The organism is Miniimonas sp. S16, assembly GCF_057748195.1.
The window spans coordinates 924,506-945,977 of the sequence record NZ_CM173242.1 but is presented as its reverse complement, the minus strand read 5'-3'; the positions used below and the strand labels follow the sequence as shown (position 1 = coordinate 945,977).

The window sequence follows — 21,472 nt, the reverse complement described above, 5'->3', positions numbered from 1 at the left end:
GTGAGTTCCGCTGCGCCGCTGCGCGAGCCCGTGTCGGTGCTCGCCGTCGTGGCGACCCGGAATGTCACTCCCTGGCTCGAAGGCACGCTGTCCGCGATCCTGCGGCAGTCCACCCCACCCGACCGCGTCCTCGTCGCGGTGTGGGACCCCACCGCGCTCGCCGCGGTCCGGGACGCCGCGGAGGCGGCCGGCCTCGCGGGGGCCGACGTGCTGCCGGCCGCGAACGCCGCCACGTTCGGCGCTGCCGTGCGCGCGGTGCTGCGCGACCGACCCGGCGCGCGCGGGCAGTGGCTCTGGCTCCTGCACGACGACAGCGCCCCTGAGCCCGACGCGCTCACGCAGCTGCGTCGCGCGGCCGAGCAGGGCTCCTCGGTCGCCGTCGTGGGCGCCAAGCAGGTCGAGTGGACGGCCCCGGACGAGCTGATCTCGGTCGGCGTCGGGATGACCCGGTCCGGTCGCCGCTTCACGGCGCTGGAGGAGCACGAGATCGACCAGGGCCAGTACGACGACCGGTCGGACGTGCTCGCCGTCGGGACCGCCGGCGCGCTCGTGCGCCGCGACGTGTGGGACGCCCTGAGCGGGACCGATCCGGCGCTCGGCCCGTTCGGCGACGGCGCCGATCTCGCCCGGCGCGCACGCCTGGCCGGGCACCGCGTCGTCATCGCGCCCGGAGCGACCGTCCGGCACGCCCGCGCGAGCTACTTCGCGCTGCGCGCCCCGCGGCACGGCGAATCGGCGGTGGACGCGGCCCCCGAGCCCGAGCGGTCCTGGCCGGCGCGGCGCCAGGCGGTGCTGCACGCGCGGCTCGCCGGTGCGACCCCGATGGGTGCCGTGCTCGCGTTCCTCGGGATGTACCTGCTCGCGCCGGTCCGCGCGCTCGGACGGCTCGTGACCAAGGAGTTCCACCTCGTCGGGGCGGAGCTGCGCGCGCCGTTCGCGGCCACGGCCGGCCTCTCCGCGGTGAGCCGGGCGCGGCGCCAGGCGCGGCGCACGAGCGTGCTGCCGCGTCGCGTGCTGCGTCCGCTGCAGGTCGGGCTCGGCGAGCGCCTCGCGACGTGGCGCGACCAGCGACTGCAGCGGGCCGCGCTGCGCCGCGCCGCGCGAGCGCGCTCCGAGCTGGAGATCCGCGAGGCCGCGGCGCTCGCCCGGCGCCGCCGCACCACGCTCTCGCTCGTCGTGCTCGCGACGGTGGCGGTCGCGCTCGTCACCGTCGGTTCCTGGATCCTCGCCGGTCCGCTCGTCGGCGGTGCGCTGCTGCCCGTCGACGGCGACGTGCGCTCGCTCTGGACGCTGGCGACGTCGCCGTGGCTCGCCGTCGGGGACGGCCATGCCGTGCTCGCCGAACCCCTCCTCCTGGTCCTGGCCGCGCTGACGACCCTGGTCGGCGGGCTGTGGGGGACCCCCGTCACGGTGGTCCTGACCGCGCTCCTGGTCGGCGCGCTGCCGCTCGCGGCGATCGGCGCGTGGTTCGCCGCCGGTGCCGCCACGCGCAGCGTCGGGGTCCGCGCCTGGGTCGCGGGGGCCTGGGCGCTCATGCCCCCGCTCCTCACGGCCGTCGCGGACGGCCGGGTCGGAGCCGTGGTCGCGCACCTCGCGCTGCCCTGGGTCGCGCTCGGCGTGGCGCGCGGGCTCGGCGTCCAGCGGCGCGACGTCGTGCTGTCTGGCATGGTCGGGGCGCAGCGCGTCCACCGTTCCGCGGTCGACGACGCCGAAACAGCGCCCGCCCTGGCGCTCACCTCCGGGCGACGTTCCTCCGGGCCCGTCGGCTCGATCGGCGCGTGCGCGGCCGCCGGGCTCGCCTTCGCCGTGGCCTGCGCGGGGGCGCCCCTGCTGCTCCCGCTCGGGCTCGTGCTGCTCGCGGTGCTCGCGATGGCGCTGCCGCGTCGGGCGCGTCGCCTGCACGCCGGCCGCGGGCGCCTCGTGCTCGTGGCGGTGCCGGCGCTCGCGCTGCTCGGACCGTGGCTCACCGCACCGTTCACGTCGGCTGCGGGCGCGGACGGCGGCGCCGACCAGCTCGTCCGGCTCCTGCTGTCCGAGCCGGGCGCCGTCGAGGCCTTCACCGTGGCGTCGCCGTGGCAGTCGGCCCTGCTCTGGCCCCTGGATCCGGCACCCGTCACCTGGCTGCCGTCGGCGCTCGCCTGGCTCCCGCTCGCCCTCGCGGCGCCTGTGGTGCTCGCCGCACTCGCCGCGCTGCTGCGCGGCGGCGCGCAGGCGGTGACCGTCCGGATCGGCTGGCTGCTGGCGGTGCTCGCGCTCGCCGCCGCGGTGACCCTCCCGCTCGTGGGCGTGGGCACCGACGTCGACGGCGGGGTCGAGTCGAGCGTCGGCACCTGGCCCGGTCCCGCACTCTCCCTCGCGCTGCTCGGTGCGCTGCTCGCCGCAGCCGTCGCGGGGGAGGGCATGCGCCGTCGCCTCGGCGGCGCGACCTTCGGCTGGCGGCAGTCCGCCTCGGCGGTGCTCGTGGCGCTGGCCGCGCTCGGGCCCGCCGCGGGCGCGGTCACGTGGGTGCTCGCGGTGCGCAGCGACCCCGGCGTCGTCGAGGTAGCCGCGCGTGGCGCCGACCCCGTTCCGGCCCTCGGGCGCCAGGTGCAGGTCTCGGCCGCCTCGGCTCGTGTGCTCTCGCTCACGCCGACCGCGGACGGGCTCGACGTCCAGCTCTGGCGCGCCGACGGACCCCAGCTCGTCGACGGTGCGCTGACGACGCTCGCGCTCACGGGCTCACCCCTGAGCCCCGAGATCGCCGCGCCGGACGCCGCGGACGCCGACCTCGCGGTCGCGGTGTCGCGCCTGACCGTCGCCGCCGACGAGGCCGTGCCCGCGCTCCTGACGCACGGCGTCGCCGTCGTGGTCGTCGCGAACCCGGACTCGACCGCGCGACCGGGTGCGGACCCGTCGGCCGCGGCGGCCCTGGCGGCCGAGCTCGACGCGACCGCGGGCCTGGAGAAGGTGACCACGAACGCGTCCGGCTCGATCTGGCGCGTCGTCGCGGACGTCGCGGCGCGCGCCCGGGTGCTCGAGGCCGACGGCACCGGGTCCCCGAACGTCGTGGTGACCAGCCGCGACCTGCCGGTGGGCGGCCTGACGTCCGGCGTCGTCCAGGCCGGGGGCGAGATCCTCTCCGGCGAGGCCGACCGCACGGTCGTGCTGGCGGAGCGAGCCGATCCCGGCTGGGTGGCGCGCCTGGACGGCGTCACGCTCGAGCCCGTGACCACGGACTGGCGTCAGGCGTGGACCCTGCCCGCGGGCGCGTCCGGGCAGCTCGAGATCAGCTACGTGGACCCGGTGCGGACCCCGTGGGTCGTCGTGCAGATCGTGGTGCTGGGCCTCACGCTCCTGCTCGCGCTCCCGGCCCGACGGCGCACCCCCGAGGAGGTCGTATGAGCACGTCCGAGACCGACTCCGGGCTCGACGCCGGCCGCGAGCGCGAGGTGAGCACGACCGGCGACGAGGCCACGGCGCCCGAGCGTGCCGAGGCGACGAAGGCGCCCCGGCAGGGTGGGAAGCGCCGGCCTCGCTCGATCCACCCGGGCCGCGAGGGCCTCACCCGCACGCTGCGGATCGTGTCCGCGCTCGGGGTGCTCGCGCTCGGCGCCGGGGTCGTGGTCGGCGCGAGTGCGCTGCCGACGGCGCAGGTCGCGCAGGCGCAGCCGCTCGCCGTGGCCGTGCCGCCGACGGGGGTGGCCCTGACCTGCCCGACGGCGCCCGCCGCGACGTCCGGTGCGGCTACCGACTCCGAGCTCTCCGGCGCCTCGACGACCACGACCCAGGTGCTCGGCGCCGTGCTCGCGCGCGGCGGAGCGCTCCCGAGCGCCACCCTCGGTACGCTCACCGCGGCCGGCACGGCCCTCACCCCCGGCCCTGACGGCGCGATCGGGACGCTCGCTGACCCGGCCGAGCCGAGCGTGCTGCGCGCCGACCCCGCCGGGGGTGCGGCCGCGTTCGCCGTCGCCGCGACGGCGTCGCGGGCGGACTCCGGCGACCTGCGGGGCCTGTCCGCGGCCTCGTGCCCGGCCGGGTCGTCGACGCTCTGGTTCGCGGGCGGTCGCACGACCATCGGCTCCTCGGCAACGCTGAGCCTGCGCAACGCCGGGGGAACGGCCGCCACCGTCACGCTCGCCGCCTGGGGCGCGACCGGACCCGTGGCGCTCACCTCGACCGCCGTCGTGGTGCCGCCCGGGTCGCAGCAGACGGTCTCCCTCGAGGCCGTCGCCCCGGACCAGGACCGGCTCGCGCTGCAGCTGACCGCCGCGGGCGGCCTGGTCAGCGCCACGATCGCGACGAACCAGCTCGACGGCCTGACCCCCGCGGGCACCGACGTCGTGTCGGCGACCGCGGCGCCCGGCGTCGAGGCGCTCGTGCCCGGCGTCGTCCTGGGCAGCAGCACGATCGACGACGAGGACACCGCCCTCGTCCGCGTGCTCAACCCCGGCGAGACGCCCGCGACCGTCTCGATCGAGCTCCTCGGCTCCGACGGCGTCGTCCCGATCAGTGGCTTGAACGGGCTCGTGGTCGAGGCGGGCGCGGTGACGGACGTGACCCTCGGCGGAGCGCCGCCGGGGACCTACACGGTGCGCGTCTCCTCCGACCTGCCCGTCGTGACCGGTGCGTCCCTGGTCCGCGTCGGTCAGCCCGCGCCCGAGGACCCCGACGTCCCGGTCATCGACCGTGCCTGGCTGCCCTCGGTCGCCTCGGGGACGTCGCAGGCCGTCGCGCTGCCCGGCCTCGGGTCGGTGGTCGAGCGGGCACAGCTCGTGATCGGCGCGGTCGAGGACGCCACCGTGACGGCCACGGCGCTCGACGCCACGGGCACCGTGGTGGGCACCGTCGAGGTCGACGTGCCCGCCGGTCGGAGCGTCGCGCTGGACGCCTCGCAGCTCGGCTCGTCGCCCGCCCTCGTGCGGCTCACGTCAGACGCGCCCGTCGCCGCGGGCGCCGTCCTCACCTACACCGACCCGCTGGGGGAGCTCGTCAGCGTGATCGGCGCGCAGCAGGACCCGCAGGTGGAGCGGTCCGCCGCCATCCGCGTGTCGCTGGGCTGACCTCTCGTCCTGCTCGGATCCTGCTCGGACCGGGCCCGCGGCTCAGGCCAGCACGGCTTCGGCGGCCACCGACCAGCGCTCCTGCCACGGCCCGATCGGCTCGAGCCCGGCGGCGCGCAGCCGATCGTGCCCCAGGACGGAGTAGGCGGGCCGAGGCGCCGGGCGCTGGAACTTCTCGCTCGTCGTCGTGCGCACCTTCTCCGGGTCCTGCCCGGTGGCGAGCGCGACGGCGCGCGCGAACTCCCACCACGACGCGCTGCCCGAGCTCGTGGCGTGGTACGCCCCGCCGGGGGCGCCGGCCTCCAGGAGGCGCGTGACGACGTCGGCCACGTCGGCAGTCCACGTGGGCTGACCGACCTGGTCCGCCACGACGTCGAGCGTCGGCTTCTCGCGCAGCAGGCGGGCGATGGTCCGGGGGAAGTTGTTCCCGCCGGCGCCGTAGAGCCAGGCCGTGCGCACGACGAGGTGCTGGGGCCCCGCGGCTCGCACCGCCCACTCGCCCGCCGCCTTCGTGCGGCCGTAGGCCGAGGCGGGCCGCTGGGCGCCCTCTTCGGCGTAGGGCGTGCTGGCGTGCCCGTCGAAGACGTAGTCGGTCGAGATCTGGACGAGGCGAGCCCCGGCGGTGGTCGCCGCGCGCGCCAGCAGCTGGGGCGCGACGGCGTTGAGAAGGAACGCGTCCGCCTCGCGCTCCTCGGCGACGTCCACGTTCGTCCAGGCCGCGCAGTTGACGACGGCGTCGAAGCCGGCGACGGCCGACTCCACCTGCGCCGGATCCGTAATGTCCAGGTCGTCCCGGTCGGTCGCGACCACGGTGTGCTCGGCGGACAGGCGCGGGCACAGGTCCTGCCCGAGCATGCCGTGGGCGCCGGTGATGAGGATGCGCATGGAACTCCAGACGGACCGAGGCGACGAGGCGCCGGGACGGGTGAGACGGAAGGACGACGGCGTGCTGCTCCGAGCGACGCCCCGATCGTCAGTCGGGACGATACCCGGGGTCGACGGCCTCGGGCGGCTGCCCGATCAGCTCGGCGACCTGCTCCACGACGACGGCCCGCACCAGTGCGCGGACCTCCTCCTCGCCGTCGCACCGCTCCTCGACCACCCGGCGGTAGAGCACGATCCGCGCGCTGAGGCCGGCGACGGCGTCCGCCGCGAACGCCCGGCCGAGCGCGGGGCCGTGCTCCCAGGGCGCCGGATCGGACGGCGGAACGTCCTCGACGGCGAACTCGACGTCGCGCAGCTGGCGTGACCAGCGCTGCTCGAGGAGCTCGACCGCGTCGAGCACCGCGTCCTCGAAGCGCTCCGCGCGGGTCCGGCTCGCGGGCATCCCGGGGGGCAGCAACGGGCCCCGCAGGCCGCGACCGCGGCGGTCACGCCGACGCGCGCCGCGGCGCGACGGGATCGTGAGCGGGTCGAGCGCGCGGGGGGTGCGGGACACCGTCCGAGCCTAACGTCGGGGGCTCGGGTGAGCGGGTAGCGTGGCGGGGTGAGGATCCGCCAGTGCACGCGCGCCACGTGCGTTCGCCCCGCCGTCGCGACCCTGACGTACGTGTACGCCGACTCCACGGCGGTCCTCGGCCCGCTCGCCACGCAGGCCGAGCCGCACTCCTACGACCTGTGCGCGGAGCACGCCGGGCGCCTGACGGTGCCGCGAGGGTGGGAGGTGGTGCGCCTCGCGGTCGACCTCGATCACGCAGCGCCGGCGCCCACCCCCGACGACCTCGTCGCCCTCGCGGACGCCGTGCGCGAGGCCTCGCGCGCGCCCGCGCCCACGGCACCCCCGCCGCCGTCGGCTGCCTCGGGCTCGCGCCGCGGACACCTTCGCGTGCTCGACGGCGGGGAGTGACGCGGGCGCGACGGCGCACCGTGCGCTTCGTGCGCAGGGCGTCAGCCACCCAGGAACCCGAGACCCCGGGGACCGAGACCACCAGCGAGGAGCGACGACGATGACCACACCCGATCTCGGAGCGGGCGATGCGCAGTGGGTGCGCGACGCGCTGCGCTGCCCCGTGACGCGCACGCCCCTGCGCGAGGGCACCGGGCCCGACGGCGAGCCCGAGCTGCACAACACCAGCCCCGACGAGCCGCTGGCCTACCCCGTCCGGAACGGCGTCCCCGTGCTGCTGCCTGACGAGGCTCGACCGCTGGGCTGAGGCACCGCGGGCGCCCTCGCTCGCGGCCCGTCCCGGCTGGGCAGCCGGCGACGGGGGAGCGGCCGGTGGGCGCCCGTCCGACCGCGGTCGCGAGGGACGCTCGTCGCGACCGCCGCGTGGACCGCCGTGAGCGGCGCCCGTCGTGGGCGCCGGTACGACGCCCGATGTCACGTCGTTACGATGCGATCCGCAACCCGGTCGAGAGGCGGACATGTCAGCGCAGCACGGCACCAAGGCGATCCTCGCGGCGCTCGCCGCCAATCTCGGCATCGCCGTCACCAAGTTCGTCGCGTACGTGCTGACCGGCTCCTCCTCGATGCTCGCGGAGGCCGTGCACTCGGTCGCCGACTCGGGCAACCAGCTCCTCCTGCTCCTGGGCGGACGCCGTGCGGTGCGCGCGGCCGACGCCGAGCACCCGTTCGGCTACGGCCGCGCCCGGTACTTCTACGCGTTCGTCGTGTCGATCGTGCTCTTCACGCTCGGTGGCGTGTTCGCCCTCTACGAGGCGTACGAGAAGTTCCGCCACCCCCACCCGATCGAGGGGCAGTGGTGGTGGGTGCCGCTCGTCGTGCTGGCCGCCGCGATCGGGATGGAGGGCTTCTCGTTCCGCACCGCCATTCACGAGTCGCGGCCGCACAAGGGCTCCGGGTCGTGGTGGCAGTTCATCCGGCGCTCGAAGTCGCCCGAGCTGCCCGTCATCCTGCTCGAGGACTTCGGCGCCCTGATCGGGCTCGTGTTCGCGCTCGTCGGGGTCTCTGCCACGCTCCTCACGCACGACGGGCGCTGGGACGCCCTCGGCTCGGCCGCCATCGGCGCGCTGCTCGTCTGCATCGCGTTCGTGCTGGCCCGGGAGACCAAGTCGTTGCTGCTCGGCGAGGGCGCCGAGCCCGACGTCGTGGACGCGGTCCTCGCCGCCGCAGCCGGCGACGGCGTGACCTCCGTCATCCACCTCAAGACCCTTCACCTCGGGCCCGAGGAGCTGCTCGTCGCGGCGAAGATCGAGGTCCCGAGCGCGTCGACCGCCGCGGACGTGGCGGCGGCGATCGACGCGGCCGAGGGTCGGATCCGCGCCGCGGTGCCGATCGCCCGCGTGATCTACCTCGAGCCGGACCTGCGCCGCGCCGTGAGTCAGGACACCGCGACCGACTGAGTCGCGCCCCCTCGAGTGCCGCAGCGTCGCATCCGCCGTCGAGAACGGCCCATGGCGACGAGAATGGTCCGCTGGGCACCGCTGCGGTGGCCCCTGCCGAGCCCCGGTCGTCGAGAACGGCCGTTGGCGACGAGGACGGTCCACTGAGCACCGCCGCGGTGGCCCCCTGCCGGACCCCGGTCGTCGAGAACGGCCTGTGGCGACGAGAACGGCCCTGGGGGTCTCCACCGCGGCGCCACCTTCGTCGAGAACGGCCCGTGGAGTCGAGAACGGCCCGCTGCGGGCCGGTCTCGTCGCCACGGGCCGTTCTGGGCGGTGCGGCAAGCTCCGGGCTACCCGCGCGGCGGGCGGCCGCGCGGTCGAGGCGGCTTCTCCGGCCGACGGAAGGTCCGGCGGCGTGCACCGACCGCGACACCGACCGCAAGACCGGCGGCGCGCACCGACCGCGACACCGACCGCAAGACCGACGCCGCACCCCGACGACGACGGCGGCGGCGCACCCCGGGCGCGTACGCTGGGCGACCGTGACCGCACCCCAGCGCCAGACCTTTGCCACGCCGTCGGGCACGCTCGACGTCCGCGTGCGCGACCTCGCCCTCGCCGACTCCGGTCGCCACCAGATCCGCCTCGCCGAGCACGAGATGCCGGGCCTCATGGCGCTGCGCGCCGAGCTCGCGGAGTCGCAGCCGCTCGCGGGGGCGCGCATCGCGGGCAGCCTCCACATGACGGTGCAGACCGCCGTGCTGATCGAGACGCTCACGGCGCTGGGCGCGCAGGTCCGCTGGGCGAGCTGCAACATCTTCAGCACGCAGGACGAGGCGGCGGCCGCCGTCGCCGTCGGACGTCCCGAGGACGGCGGCACCGCCGAGGCGCCGCGCGGGGTGCCGGTCTTCGCGTGGAAGGGCGAGAGCCTCGCGGAGTACTGGGCGTGCACCGACGAGATCCTCACCTGGATCGACCCCGCCACGGGCGAGGACGTGGGCCCGACCCTCATCCTCGACGACGGCGGCGACGCCACGATGCTCGTGCACGAGGGCGTGGCGGCCGAGCGGCGCGGCGCGGTCGAGAGCGACCCGCAGCCGGGCGAGCGCGGCTACAGCGCCGAGCGGATCGTCTTCCTCGAGACGCTGCGGCGCAGCCTGGCGGCCGACCCGGGTCGGTTCACCCGGATCGCGGCGGGCCTGCGCGGCGTGAGCGAGGAGACCACCACGGGTGTGCACCGCCTCGCCCAGCTCGCCGAGCGCGGGGAGTTGCTGTTCCCGGCCGTCAACGTCAACGACTCGGTCACGAAGTCGAAGTTCGACAATCGCTACGGCATCCGGCACTCCCTGCCCGACGGCCTCAACCGCGCGACCGACGTGCTCATCGGCGGCAAGACGGCGTTCGTGGTCGGCTACGGCGACGTCGGCAAGGGCGCGGCGGAGGCCTTGCGCGGTCAGGGCGCCCGCGTGATCGTGTCGGAGATCGACCCGATCTGCGCGCTGCAGGCGGCGATGGACGGCTTCCAGGTGGCGCGCCTGGAGGAGGTCGTGGACCGCGTCGACTTCGTCATCACCACCACGGGCAACGTCGGCGTCGTCACCGTCGACCACATCCGTGCGATGAAGGACAAGGCCGTGCTCGGCAACATCGGCCACTTCGACAACGAGATCGACATGGCGGGCCTCGAGGCCGTACCGGGCGTGGTTCGCACCGAGATCAAGCCCCAGGTGCACGAGTGGACGCTGCCTGCGGAGGACGAGGAGATCGGTCCGGACGGCGTGGTCCGCCCCGCGCGCCCCGAGCGCAGCGTCATCGTGCTCTCGGAGGGCCGGCTGCTCAACCTCGGCAACGCCACGGGCCACCCGAGCTTCGTGATGAGCGCGTCGTTCACGAACCAGGTGCTCGCGCAGCTCGACCTGCACGCGGGCGCGGCGTACCTGCGCCCGCGGGTGGCGGACGCGGAGCAGGACCAGGAGGGCGCGCACGACGGCGAGCTCGCCTCGAACGGCGAGGTCCGGCAGGAGGGCGCTCGGGAGGGCACGGGGTTCGACGTGCACCGCCTCCCGAAGGCGCTCGACGAGAAGGTCGCGCGTCTGCACCTGGAGGCGCTCGGCGTCGACCTCACCGAGCTCACGAAGGAGCAGGCGGAGTACCTCGGCGTCGACGTCGCCGGGCCGTACAAGCCCGAGCACTACCGGTACTGAGCCGGAGGCGCCGGCCGGTGCGTCCCACCACGGGCGCGGCAGGGCGCGGGCACGCTCCGCGGCAGGCTCGGTAGAGTCTCTCGCGGAGCGCCGGGAAGCCTGGTCGGCACCGCCTCGTCGACCCCGGAGCCACCGTGACCCTCCCGCGCACACCCCTCTTCAGCCGACTCACCCCCGGCGCCGAGCGCAACCTCGCCGACACGCTCCGGGGTGAGCGCACCGGCGGCGTCCTGCTCATCGCCGGCGCGGTGCTCGGCCTCGTGCTCGCGAACGGCCCGACGGCCGACGCGTTCGAGCGCCTGTCCCACCACCACCTCGCCGTCGGTCCGGTGGACCTCTCGGTCGCGCACTGGGCCTCCGACGGTCTGCTGGCGGTCTTCTTCTTCGTGGTCGGCCTCGAGCTCACCCGCGAGATCCAGGTGGGCGAGCTGCGCCACGCACGCACCGCCGTCGTGCCCATGGTCGGGGCGCTCGGCGGGATGCTGGCGCCGGCCGCGATCTACGTCGCGATCAACGCGACCGCCGCGGGCGGGGACGTGTCCGGCTGGGCCGTGCCCACCGCGACCGACATAGCGTTCGCGATCGCCGTGCTGGGGCTCGTCGCGCGTTCGCTCCCGACGGCGGTGCGCGCCTTCCTGCTCACGCTCGCCGTGGTCGACGACCTCCTCGCGATCCTCGTCATCGCGCTCTTCTACTCCGACGGCCTGCGGCTGGGCTGGCTCGCTGTGGCCGCGCTCGCCGTCGCGTCCTTCGCCCTCGTGGTGCGCACGCGCCTCGCGGACGGCCGCTGGCTCGCCGTCGTCGCGGTCCCGCTCGGGCTGCTCGCGTGGTTCGCGACGCTCGAGGCGGGCGTGCACGCCACCATCGCGGGCGTCGCGCTCGGGCTCGTCGTGCCGGCCGTGGCCCGTCGGAGCAGCCGGCCCCGGTCGGAGGCCTCGGCGCCCTCGCCGGACCCGGGGCAGGTCGCGGCCGAGGACGGGCGCGGCAGCCTCGCCGAACGCCTCGAGCACGGCTGGCGGCCGGTCTCGGCCGGCGTGGCCGTCCCGGTGTTCGCGCTGTTCACGGCCGGCGTCGTGATCGACCCGAGCCTGTTCGGCTCGACGCTCGCCGACCCGGTGGCGTGGGGCGTCTTCCTCGGTCTCGTCCTCGGTAAGCCGCTCGGCATCACCGGCGCGACGTGGCTGCTGTGCCGGTTCACGCGCGCGACGCTCGCGCCCGGCGTGCGCTGGCGTGAGATCGCGGCCGTCGCCACGCTCGGCGGCATCGGGTTCACCGTGTCGCTGCTCATCGGCTCGCTCGCCTTCGAGGGCACCCACCGTGCGGAGGAGGTCGTCCTCGTGGTGCTGCTCGCCTCGGTGGTGGCGGCCGCGATCGGGGCCGTGGCGCTCCGGCTGGTCCGGACCGGGCGCGGGAGGTCCGCGCCGTAGCAGGGGCCGCGCGGCCGGCGGCCCGGGCTAGGGGCTCGGGTGCCCCGGGTGCGGCGGCTCCGCGGGGGTCGTGGGCGCTCCTGGCGCAGCCGCGGGCGGGACGTACGGAGGGGCCGTGGGCGCGGTCGATTTCGGCCCGGCAGCATGCGCGGCGTCGACCGGGGTGGCGGCGCCCGAGGGTGCCCCGGCGCCGAGCCCCGCGACCTCGGCGAGGTCGGCGTGCACGACGGCGAGCACCAGTGCGCCGATCGGTGCGGTGAGGGCGGCGGCCACGGTTCCGCCGAGCACCGCGACGACCCAGCCCGAGACCGGCCCGGACGTCGCCGGGAGCAGCGACGCGACGAACGCGACGGGCGAGCTCACCACGCCCGCGGCGATGTGCAGCGTGATCGTCGTGAGCAGCCAGATGCCGATCAGCCGCCAGCGCGTCCCACGCGCCAGGACCGTCGCGGCACGCAGGGCGGCAGCCACGCCCGGGGCGGGCGAGACGCCGAGCTGCGGCGCGGCGAGCGCGAGCACGGGCAGCACCCGGGCGGCGGCGACGAGCGCGGCGGTCGTGGCGAGCACGCCTGCACCGACGGCCACGAGGACCCCGCCCAGCGCGCCCGCGAGCACCACGGCACCCGCGACCGCGGCCACCAGCGCGGTGAGGAGCACGACGACGAGCGCCGCGATCGCCAGCACGCCCGGCATCCGGGGGCGCACCGCGCGCCACACCCCACGCACGTCGGCCCGGCCGCGGGTCGCGACCTGCCGCAGGGTCACCGCGGCGACCGCGCCGAGCAGCGCCGTCCCGAGGACCGACGTGAGGGCGCCGAGGGTCGAGACGAGCGCCTGCGAGAGCATCGCGTCGATCTCGGCTCCGGCGTCCGGCGGGACGGCCACGTCCAGGCCGTGCTCGATCTGGGCCGCGAACCGCGAGTGCGCCGAGAGCAGCGCGGCCAGCACCCCCAGCGGCACCACGACGAGCGCGCCGAACGTCCACATCACGCGTGGTGCGGCGCGGATCGCCGCGATGGTGGCGTCGACGAGGTCGCCGACGGCGAGCGGCCGTCGGTCCGCGGGCGGAGGGCCCGCGGGGGCCGGCGGGGGAAGGACGGGCGGGGCGGCGCCGTCGTCGCCGCCGGCGCCCGCGGCGCGTCCGGGAGCGCCCGCGCGGCGGCCGGTGGTGGGCCGTGGCGGGGGCGTGAGGTCGGGGGGCTGCCACCGCCCGTCGTCCCAGCCCCGGCCAGTGGTCACGGAATGACACGATAGGCCCATGAGCTCACGCATCCTCGTGGTCGACGACGACCCCGCCATCTCCGAGATGATCGGCATCGTGCTGGCCTCGGAGGGGTTCGAGGCGGCCTTCTGTCCCGACGGCGAGCACGCGCTCGAGGTGTTCAGCGAGGTCGGCCCCGACCTCGTGCTGCTGGACCTCATGCTGCCGGGCAAGGACGGGATCGAGGTGTGCCGCGACATCCGCCGCCTGGCCGACACGCCGGTGGTGATGCTGACCGCGCGCAGCGACACGCTCGACGTCGTGCGCGGGCTCGAGGCGGGCGCGGACGACTACATGGTCAAGCCGTTCAAGCCCCAGGAGCTCGTCGCGCGGGTCAAGGCGCGACTGCGCCGCCAGGACCACGACTCCACCGAGCGCCTGCACATCGGCGACCTCGTGATCGACGTCGCGGGCCACCGCGTGCTGCGCGGCGGGGAGCAGATCGCGCTCACCCCGCTGGAGTTCGACCTCGTCGTGGCGCTCGCGCGCAAGCCGTGGCAGGTTTTCAGCCGCGAGGCGCTGCTCGAGCAGGTCTGGGGCTACCGGCACCAAGCCGACACCCGCCTGGTGAACGTGCACGTCCAGCGCCTGCGGGCGAAGATCGAGCGGGACCCCGAGCACCCCGAGGTGGTCGTCACGGTGCGCGGCGTGGGCTACCGCGCCGGGACGCCGACCACCTGAGCGACCGAGCCTCGAGCCACCGCGACCCGCGACCTCCCAGACGGCCCAGCACCGTGAGCCCGCCGAGACCCCCGAGCAGTCCGTGAGCAGCCCGTGAGCACTGTCGCCTCCCCGACTGACGCCCGCCCGCGCCCCCGCTGGCGAGGCCTGCGCCCGCGCCGACGCATCGCCATCGCGCTGGCGCAGGCGCGCAGCGCGTGGCGGCGCTCGCTGCGCCTGCGGGTGCTGGCCGTCACGACCGTGGTGGGCATCGTCGCGCTCGCGCTGGTCTCGGCCTACCTCTCCGACCGGGTGCGGGACGCCCTCTACGACCAGCGCGTCGCCGAGGCGCTCGCGGACGCGTCCTCGCGCACCGCGCAGATCCAGGCCCAGCTGGACGCCGCCACCGCGACGACGCCCGCTCAGGTGCAGTCGGTCGCGTTCGAGATCGTGCGGGCCGCGCAGAGCCCGGGATCGGGCGCGATCGGCACGATGCTGCGCCGCAGCCCGTCGGACACGGGGATCAGCCCGATCGACTTCTCGGTGGGTTCGCCGGTGACCCTGAGCGAGGACCTGCGCAGCGCCGTGCAGGACTCCACGACGCAGCAGTGGCAGGCGGTCACGGTGGACACCGCCGACGGCACGGGCCCGGGCGTGGTGGTCGGCGCCCGCGTCTTCCCGCCGGAGGTGGGCGCGTACGAGCTGTACTTCGTCTACAGCCTCATCCCCGAGCAGAGCACGCTCACGCTCATCCAGCAGACCCTCGCGCTCGCGGCGTTCGCGCTGCTCGGGCTGCTCGCCGCGATGGCGCTGTACCTCACCCGGCAGGTGCTCGGCCCGGTGCAGCAGGCGGCCCGGACGGCGGAGCGGCTCGCCGCGGGGCACCTCGACGAGCGCATGACGGAGCACGGCCGCGACGAGCTGGCCCTGCTCGGCCGCAGCTTCAACGAGATGGCCGAGAGCCTCCAGGACCAGATCGAGCGGCTCGCGGGCCTCTCGCGCGTGCAGCAGCAGTTCGTCTCGGACGTGTCGCACGAGCTGCGCACGCCGCTCACCACCATCCGGATGGCCAGCGAGCTCCTCTACGACGCCCGCGGGGACTTCGACGCGACCACGCGCCGGTCCGCCGAGCTGCTGCACACCCAGGTCGACCGGTTCGAGGCGCTGCTGGCCGACCTGCTCGAGATCTCGCGGTTCGACGCGGGGGCGGCCGTGCTCGACGTCGAGCACCTCGACGTGCGCACCGTGGTGCGCCGCGCCGTCGACCTCGCCGCGCCGCTCGCGGAGCGGATGGGGACCTCGTTCGTGCTCGAGGAGCCGGGTCAGGCGTGCCGCGCGGACCTGGACCCGCGACGTGTGGAGCGCGTGCTGCGCAACCTGCTCGCGAACGCGATCGAGCACGCCGAGGGGCGGGGAATCGAGGTGGTCGTGGCGGCGGACGACCGCGCCGTGGCCGTGAGCGTCGTCGACCACGGGGTCGGCATGACCGCCCGGCAGACCGAGCAGGTGTTCGACCGCTTCTGGCGCGGGGACCCCTCCCGCGCCCGCACCATCGGCGGCACGGGCCTGGGGCTCGCGATCTCGCTCGAGGACGCGCGGCTGCACGGCGGCCGCCTGGAGGCGTGGGGCAGGCCCGGCGTCGGCGCGTCGTTCCGACTCACGCTGCCGCGTCGCGCGGGCGTCGTGGTGACGAGCTCGCCCGGGCCGCTCGAGCGCACGACGGCGGATCCCGAGCCCACACGCGTGAGCACCGGTCCGTCTCCGGCGGCGCTGCCGGAGCTCGGCGAGACGAGGGAGGTGGGGCCATGACCCCCGTCGCGGAGCGAGCGGGTCGCACGACCGGCCGGGGGACCGGCCGTGGTGTTACCCGTGGGAGCGACCGCAGGACCAGGCGCGCGGCGGTGCTCGCCGTCGTGCTGGCGCTCGCGGGCCTCGTCGCGGGCTGCGCGCAGCTGCCCGTGTCCGGCCCGGTGCACCAGGGCCGCACGGCGGCGCCCGCCGCCGACGCGATCCGCATCGAGGCGAGCCGCCCCGGCCCGGGGGACGGGCCGCAGGAGATCGTCCAGGGCTTCCTCGCCGCCGGACCGGCCGGTCTGTCGGCCGACGGGGACTTCGAGGTCGCCCGCTCCTACCTCACGACGTCGGCCGGCGCGCAGTGGTCGCCCCTCGCGGAGGTGGTGATCGCGCGCAACGACGAGCCGCAGAGCTTCCGGGTGGACGACCAGGACGCGACGACCGAGGACGCGACCGACTCCGCGACGGACGACGTCGACGGTGCCGGTGCCGCCACGAGCGCGACCGGCAGCGGGACGGACGGCACGGACGACGGCGAGCCCGCCCCCGTCACGCCGGCACCGGACACCGACGGCACGGACGCGCCCGGCGGCGGGGGTGCGGACGGTGCGGGCAGTGCCGCCACCGCGGGCGATCGCGTGACGGTCACGCTCGCCGTCGTCGCGGCGGGCGACCTCGACCCGGGCGGGGTGTACTCGGTCTCGGAGTCGCCCGGGACGTCCGAGCTCGCGTTCGGGCTGGTCCGGGTCGAGGGGGAGTGGCGCATCGAGACCCTCCCGCAGGGCCTCCTGCTCACCGAGTTCCAGTTCTCCCAGGTGTTCCGGGCCGTCCCGCTGCAGTTCCTCACGCCCGACGTCGCCTCGTTCGTGCCGGACGTGCGCTACGTGCCGGTGCGCAACTCCGCCTCGTACGCGGTGACGCTGCTGCTCGGCGGGCCGGCGACGTGGCTCGCGCCCGCCGTCGTGACGCGGATCCCGACCGAGGCGAGCCTCGAGCAGGGCCGCAGCGTCGCGGTGGCGGACGACGGCAGCGTCGAGGTGCACCTCGCGCAGTCGGCCGCGGACGTCCCGGCGGCGTCGCGCGACCTGGCGGTGGCCCAGATCGAGGAGACCCTGCTCGGGGTGCCCGGCGTGCGGGACGTGACGGTGTGGCTCGCGGGCACGCCCTACGAGCCCGCCGCCGACGCCCCCACGCCGAGCCTCGGCGCCGACGTCGGCGACGTGCTCGTCGGCGTCGGCGAGGAGGGGCTCGTCGTCGTGACCGACGACGACGTGGTGCCGTGGGTCGCGTGGGCCTCGGGCGTCGCGGCGGACGACGCGCCCGCGGTGACGGGACTGACCGACCCGGCGCCCGCGTACGACCCGGCGGCGGGGCTCGCCGCGCTCGCAGGGTCCTCGCTCGTCCACGTCGCTCCCGACGGCGCGGTGAGGGAGCTTCTGGCCCTCACCGATCCGCTCCCGCCCTCCCAGGACCCCCTCGGCTGGGTCTGGACCGGGGATCGCGGCGCCGCGGACCTGCGGGCGGTGGGCCCGGACGGCCAGGTGGTCACGGTCGCGGCCGACGGCCTCGCCCAGCTGAGCCCTCGTCAGGTGCGGCTGTCCCGGGAGGGGGCGCGCGCCGTCGTGCTCGGGGAGAGCGACGGGCGTGCGGTGCTGGTGGCTGCGTCGGTGGTGCGCGGGGGCGACGGCGAGCCGACGCGTCTCGTGCTCGGGCCCACGCTCGCCGCGTTCGCGGGCGGGCTCGACGTCGCGTGGGCCGACCCCACGACGGTGGCCGCGCTCGTGACCCAGGACGCCTCGGCGGCCCCGCTGGTCCGGTCCGTCACGGTGGGTGGGCCGTCCGCCGTGGTGTCCTCCACGCCCCAGGCCATCACCCTCGCGGCGGGCGAGGGGGTCTCGCACCTCTTCGTCGGGACGGCGGACGGTCGGCTGCTCGTGCGGGTCTCGCTGCGCTGGGACGAGGTCACCACGGGCGTGGGGGAGCCCGCCTTCCCGGGCTGACGCCGTCCACAGGCTCGGCGCGGCCGCGGGGCGCGCCTGCCAGCATCGAGGGATGGCACGGCTCCCGCGACCGCCTCGGCTCGCCGCCCTCGTGCGCGACGTCGCCGCGGAGGCGACGCGCCTCGCGGTGCCGCTGGAGTGCGCCGGCTGCGGTCGCTGGGACGTCGTGCTGTGCGCCGCGTGCCTCGAGCTCCTGCGACCCGAGCGCGTCGACGGCGGCGCGCCCGCGCTCGAACCCGGCCTGCCGGTGTGGGGCTGCGGGTGGTACGAGCGCGAGGTGCGCCGGATCGTGCTGGGCTGGAAGACCCGGGGCAGGCTCGACGTCGAGCCGCACCTCGCGCGGGTGCTCGCCGCGTGCGGAACCCGGGCCGCGGGTGGTCCCGACGCACCCGGCGGCGCCGCCGAGGTGTGGGTGGTGCCCGCGCCGTCGGGCCCGCACCGCCGCCTGCGCGGCCGCCCTCCCGTGACGCGGCTCGCCCTCGCCGTCGCCCGCGGCCTGGCCGAGGCGGGCCGGCCCGCGCGCGTGGTCGTCGCGCTCGGCGGAGGCGGGCGGCGCACCCACCGGGGCGCGGGAGCGCGTGCCCGACGGCGGCACGCGCCCGTGCGCACCCGGCTCGCCCTGGACGGGACGGCCGTCGTGCTCGTCGACGACGTGCTCACCACGGGCGGAACGCTCCAGGCCTGCCGGACGGCCGTGACGGCGGCCGGGGGCACGGTGCTGGGCGCCGTCGTGCTCGCCGCTGCCCGCCCACCGGGACGCGCCGTCCACGGACTGTCACGCTCGGTCATGGTCGAGTAACGTCCCTGTATGGAGCGCGTCCCGAACCCGATGGCGGGGACACGTGGGGCGGCGCTCACCGAGGGGGTGGTGCCCTGATCGCGCCACCCGGCACGGGTGGACCGCCCCACTCAGCCCAGACCGGCACCGACCGGTCACTCTCCTGGAGGTGGAGATGGAAATCGTCGTCGTCGGACGGCACACCGAGGTCCCGGCCCGGTTCCGCAGGCACGTCGAGGACAAGCTCGGCAAGGTCACGCAGCTCGCACCGTACGCGCAGCGCGTGGACGTCGAGGTCACGCACGAGCCCAACCCGAGGCAGGCCGCCTCGTCCGAGCGCATCGAGCTGACGGTGCGTGACCGCGGACCGGTGGTCCGCGCCGAGGCCAGCGCATCCGACGCCTACGCCGCGCTCGACGTGGCGACCACCAAGCTCATCGAACGCCTGCGCCGCGCGCACGACCGCAGGAAGGACCGGTCGCACCGGCGCGAGGCGAAGGCGCTGCCCGTCCTCGAGCCCGACGGCCTGGTCACCGGGTCCGCGGAGCCGGACCACGAGTCCCGCATCACGGCTCCCACCGAGCCGGACGTCGCGGTCGAGAGCCAGCTGGGCGACTCGCCCGTGATCGTGCGGCAGAAGGTCCACAAGACCTCACCGGTCACCGTCGAGGACGCCATCGACGAGATGGAGCTCGCCGGGCACCCCTTCTACCTCTTCATCGAGGCCGAGACGCGACAGCCCGCGGTGGTCTACCACCGGCACGGCTGGACGTACGGCGTGATCCGGCTGGACGCGCAGGCCGAGACGCGCGACTGAGGCGCCGCGGTCGACCGACCGCCGCCACGTTGGTCCGGGGCCGGCACCCGCACGGGTGCCGGCCCCGCCGCGTGCCGGGCCGCTGGCCCTCCGGTGCGTCCCGGGGCGCTCACCCCCCGCTGCGGGCAGGACCGCTGACCGCCTGGCGCCTGCCGGCGGCGGTGTCGGTGGTGGGTGGCACGATGCCCGCATGAGCGCCGCCGGCCCGCCCGTCATGTCCCTGCCGCAGGCGCGCCGGGTCGGGGTCGCAGCGCAGCAGCTCACCGGCCGTCGGCCCGCGCGGGTGACCCGCGCGAACCTCGCCCGGATGACCGAGCACGTCGGGGTGCTGCAGATCGACTCGGTGTCCGTGCTGGCGCGCGCCCACCTCCTGCCCGTGCTCGCGCGGCTGGGCCCCTACGACCTCGCGGTCCTGGACCGTGCGACCGCGCGCGCCCCGCGGCTGCTCGTCGAGGAGATCGCGCACGAGGCGGCCTACGTGCCGCCCGAGGTGTACGCGCTCCTCGCGCACCGGCGCGCCGCCCGGCGGGAGGGCTCGTGGGCGCTCTCGTTCGGGGCGGAGCGGGCGGACCTCCTGACGAGGATCCAGGCCGTGATCGGCGAGCGCGGCGCCCTCACGAGCCGCGAGGTCGAGCGCGTGCTCGAGAGCCCGGGCGGCCGCGCGGGCTGGTGGGAGTGGAGCGAGGTGAAGACCGCGCTGGAGCTGCTCGGTCGCCGCAGCCGCGGCCGCCTGAGGGCCCGACGCGAGGCACGCCGTCGTGCCCGACGGCGACGCCGCGCGGGTCGTGACCATCGTCCTGCCGCACACCGACCCGAGGTGGGATGCTGGCGCGGTGAGCACGAACCCGCTGCACGGCTGGGCGGCGCGTGAGGCTCTCGACGACGAGATGGACCTCGTGCGTCGCTCCGGCCTCGTGCTCCGCGTGGGTCGGATGAGCCTCGCGTCCGGGACCGGCAGCTATCGCGTGAAGTCCTCGATGGCCGCGGTCGCCGCGGCGCTCGGGATCGAGCGGCACCAGGCGCACGTCACCCTCACCGAGATCACGACGACGTCCCACCGCGGGCGCTCGTTCCGCACCGAGGTGACCGAGAGCCGCGACATCGGCGTCAATGCGGACCGGCTCACCCGGCTGCAGCTGCTCGTGTCCTCCCTCCGCGGCCGCTCCATCACCCCGGCGGAGCTCGAGGAGCGGCTCGACGAGATCGAACGACGTCGTCCCCTGTGGTCCCCGCTGCTGTCCGGGGTGTGGGCCGGCATCGCGTGCGGCGCGTTCGCGTTCCTGCTCGGGGAGGGCTGGGCGGAGATGCTCGGCGCCGCCCTGGGCGCCTTCGCGGGCCAGGTGGTGCGCCGCCTGCTGCTCGCACGCCGGTACAACCAGCTCGGCGTCACGATGCTCGCGGCGCTGACGGCCACCCTCGTCTTCCTCGGCGCCGTCACGCTGCTCACGCTCGCGGGGGTGGCCGCCGGCGGTCCGCAGTCGGGCTTCATCGCCTCGGTCCTGTTCCTCGTGCCCGGGTTCGCGATCGTCACGGCCGCGCTCGACCTCGCGCGCCTGGACCTGTCGGCGGGGCTCGCGCGACTGACCTACGCCGTCGTCATCGTGTGCTCGGCCGCGATCGTGATCTGGGCCGTCTCGCACACGTTCGGCGCGACGCCGAGCCCGCCGCCGGCCGTCACGGGCACCGTGCTCCTGCGGCTCGCGCAGCTCGCCGCGAGCTTCGTCGGCGTGCTGGGCTTCGCGCTCATGTTCAACTCGCCGGTCCGCACCGCGCTCGCCGCGGCCGCCGTCGGGACGCTGCCCAACGTCGGGCGCATCGCGATGATCGAGGTGGGCGCGTCGGCGGCGGTGGCCGCCGCGGCGGCCGCGCTCGTCGTCGGCGTCGTCGCCGCCTACGTCGCGCCGACCCTGAAGATCCCCCGGATCACGGTCTCGGTGCCCGCCGTCGTGATCATGGTGCCGGGCTCGGCGACCTATCTCGCCGTCTCGGGGCTGGGCGACGGCGCGACGTCGCAGACCGTCGCCTACGCCGTGCAGGCCGTCGTGGTCGTGCTCGGCATCTCGGTCGGGCTCGCCGTCGCGCGCATGCTGACCGACCGCGAGTGGGCGTTCGAGCGCTGAGCCGAGCCGCGTCGGGACCGTCCGCCCGCGGGGGCGCCTACGATGGACGGGCAGCGCGTCCGGGTTCCGGGCGCCCGTGGTGCTCGC

17 protein-coding genes are annotated in these 21,472 nt (G+C 76.2%); 14 read left to right on the top strand and 3 right to left on the bottom strand.

The genetic code is table 11. The features are described 5' to 3' along the window. Together AC3AQ1_RS04220 and AC3AQ1_RS04215 are read left to right on the top strand one after the other, a co-directional pair. Positions 1-3,381, top strand: a complete 3,381-nt coding sequence (locus AC3AQ1_RS04220) for a glycosyltransferase (RefSeq protein WP_108717945.1) — start codon at positions 1-3, stop codon at positions 3,379-3,381. Further along, entirely contained in the window at positions 3,378-5,039 is a 1,662-nt protein-coding gene (locus tag AC3AQ1_RS04215; RefSeq protein WP_108717944.1) for a DUF5719 family protein, read from the top strand. Before AC3AQ1_RS04220 ends, AC3AQ1_RS04215 begins: the two co-directional genes overlap by 4 nt. A gap of 42 nt (positions 5,040-5,081) precedes the next feature. Here AC3AQ1_RS04215 and rfbD read toward each other — a convergent pair whose 3' ends face one another. Together rfbD and AC3AQ1_RS04205 are read right to left on the bottom strand one after the other, a co-directional pair. Further along, positions 5,082-5,924 carry a dTDP-4-dehydrorhamnose reductase gene (gene rfbD, locus AC3AQ1_RS04210; RefSeq protein WP_108717943.1) on the bottom strand — a complete coding sequence of 281 codons (843 nt, stop codon included), beginning with the start codon at positions 5,922-5,924 and terminating at the stop codon, positions 5,082-5,084. Between the two features lie 88 nt (positions 5,925-6,012). Continuing rightward, positions 6,013-6,477, bottom strand: a complete 465-nt coding sequence (locus AC3AQ1_RS04205) for a metallopeptidase family protein (RefSeq protein ID WP_234417757.1) — start codon at positions 6,475-6,477, stop codon at positions 6,013-6,015. Positions 6,478-6,525: 48 nt separating this feature from the next. Here AC3AQ1_RS04205 and AC3AQ1_RS04200 point away from each other — a divergent pair, with 48 nt between their 5' ends. The 5 genes from AC3AQ1_RS04200 to nhaA all read left to right on the top strand — a co-directional run bounded on the left by AC3AQ1_RS04200 (position 6,526) and on the right by nhaA (position 11,955). Then, complete coding sequence (locus AC3AQ1_RS04200) at positions 6,526-6,885, top strand: DUF3499 domain-containing protein (protein ID WP_108717942.1); 360 nt, start codon at positions 6,526-6,528, stop codon at positions 6,883-6,885. A gap of 100 nt (positions 6,886-6,985) precedes the next feature. Further along, the gene (locus tag AC3AQ1_RS04195) at positions 6,986-7,192 is read left to right on the top strand and encodes a Trm112 family protein (protein ID WP_108717941.1); all 207 of its coding nucleotides are present in this window, start codon (positions 6,986-6,988) and stop codon (positions 7,190-7,192) included. 211 nt (positions 7,193-7,403) lie between these two features. Then, positions 7,404-8,342: a cation diffusion facilitator family transporter gene (locus AC3AQ1_RS04190; protein ID WP_108717940.1), complete on the top strand. Its 939-nt coding sequence runs from the start codon at positions 7,404-7,406 to the stop codon at positions 8,340-8,342. A gap of 524 nt (positions 8,343-8,866) precedes the next feature. After that, the gene (ahcY, locus tag AC3AQ1_RS04185; protein ID WP_108717939.1) at positions 8,867-10,528 is read left to right on the top strand and encodes an adenosylhomocysteinase; all 1,662 of its coding nucleotides are present in this window, start codon (positions 8,867-8,869) and stop codon (positions 10,526-10,528) included. Positions 10,529-10,662: 134 nt separating this feature from the next. Continuing rightward, on the top strand, positions 10,663-11,955 hold the full coding sequence (nhaA, locus tag AC3AQ1_RS04180) for a Na+/H+ antiporter NhaA (RefSeq protein WP_108717938.1): 1,293 nt from the start codon (positions 10,663-10,665) through the stop codon (positions 11,953-11,955). Positions 11,956-11,982: 27 nt separating this feature from the next. On the opposite strand, the gene AC3AQ1_RS04175 is transcribed toward nhaA, so the two are convergent. After that, the gene (locus tag AC3AQ1_RS04175; RefSeq protein WP_108717937.1) at positions 11,983-13,194 is read right to left on the bottom strand and encodes a hypothetical protein; all 1,212 of its coding nucleotides are present in this window, start codon (positions 13,192-13,194) and stop codon (positions 11,983-11,985) included. A gap of 19 nt (positions 13,195-13,213) precedes the next feature. Here AC3AQ1_RS04175 and mtrA point away from each other — a divergent pair, with 19 nt between their 5' ends. From mtrA to AC3AQ1_RS04140, 7 genes are all read left to right on the top strand, one after another. Continuing rightward, positions 13,214-13,897 (top strand): MtrAB system response regulator MtrA, encoded by a 684-nt coding sequence (mtrA, locus tag AC3AQ1_RS04170; protein WP_108717936.1) that lies wholly within the window; start codon positions 13,214-13,216, stop codon positions 13,895-13,897. Positions 13,898-13,990: 93 nt separating this feature from the next. Further along, complete coding sequence (mtrB, locus tag AC3AQ1_RS04165; protein ID WP_108717935.1) at positions 13,991-15,685, top strand: MtrAB system histidine kinase MtrB; 1,695 nt, start codon at positions 13,991-13,993, stop codon at positions 15,683-15,685. 92 nt (positions 15,686-15,777) lie between these two features. Then, positions 15,778-17,670, top strand: coding sequence for an LpqB family beta-propeller domain-containing protein (locus tag AC3AQ1_RS04160; RefSeq protein WP_159096370.1), 1,893 nt, complete (start codon positions 15,778-15,780; stop codon positions 17,668-17,670). 52 nt (positions 17,671-17,722) lie between these two features. Then, positions 17,723-18,469, top strand: coding sequence for a ComF family protein (locus AC3AQ1_RS04155; RefSeq protein ID WP_108717933.1), 747 nt, complete (start codon positions 17,723-17,725; stop codon positions 18,467-18,469). A 154-nt stretch (positions 18,470-18,623) separates the two neighbouring features. Further along, positions 18,624-19,265: a ribosome hibernation-promoting factor, HPF/YfiA family gene (gene hpf, locus AC3AQ1_RS04150; RefSeq protein ID WP_108717932.1), complete on the top strand. Its 642-nt coding sequence runs from the start codon at positions 18,624-18,626 to the stop codon at positions 19,263-19,265. Positions 19,266-19,455: 190 nt separating this feature from the next. Then, on the top strand, positions 19,456-20,136 hold the full coding sequence (locus AC3AQ1_RS04145) for a winged helix DNA-binding domain-containing protein (RefSeq protein WP_108717931.1): 681 nt from the start codon (positions 19,456-19,458) through the stop codon (positions 20,134-20,136). Then, positions 20,099-21,385 carry a threonine/serine exporter family protein gene (locus AC3AQ1_RS04140; protein ID WP_234417755.1) on the top strand — a complete coding sequence of 429 codons (1,287 nt, stop codon included), beginning with the start codon at positions 20,099-20,101 and terminating at the stop codon, positions 21,383-21,385. Before AC3AQ1_RS04145 ends, AC3AQ1_RS04140 begins: the two co-directional genes overlap by 38 nt. The last annotated feature ends 87 nt before the right edge of the window (positions 21,386-21,472 follow it).

What these genes read in the sequence shown, in the direction of transcription:
- AC3AQ1_RS04215 (WP_108717944.1), top strand. Translation starts at nt 3,378, where the DNA reads ATGAGCACGTCCGAGACCGACTCCGGGCTCGACGCCGGCCGCGAGCGC.
- rfbD (WP_108717943.1), bottom strand. Translation starts at nt 5,924, where the DNA reads ATGCGCATCCTCATCACCGGCGCCCACGGCATGCTCGGGCAGGACCTG.
- AC3AQ1_RS04195 (WP_108717941.1), top strand. Translation starts at nt 6,986, where the DNA reads ATGACCACACCCGATCTCGGAGCGGGCGATGCGCAGTGGGTGCGCGAC.
- AC3AQ1_RS04190 (WP_108717940.1), top strand. Translation starts at nt 7,404, where the DNA reads ATGTCAGCGCAGCACGGCACCAAGGCGATCCTCGCGGCGCTCGCCGCC.
- mtrA (WP_108717936.1), top strand. Translation starts at nt 13,214, where the DNA reads ATGAGCTCACGCATCCTCGTGGTCGACGACGACCCCGCCATCTCCGAG.
- AC3AQ1_RS04155 (WP_108717933.1), top strand. Translation starts at nt 17,723, where the DNA reads ATGGCACGGCTCCCGCGACCGCCTCGGCTCGCCGCCCTCGTGCGCGAC.
- hpf (WP_108717932.1), top strand. Translation starts at nt 18,624, where the DNA reads ATGGAAATCGTCGTCGTCGGACGGCACACCGAGGTCCCGGCCCGGTTC.
- AC3AQ1_RS04145 (WP_108717931.1), top strand. Translation starts at nt 19,456, where the DNA reads ATGAGCGCCGCCGGCCCGCCCGTCATGTCCCTGCCGCAGGCGCGCCGG.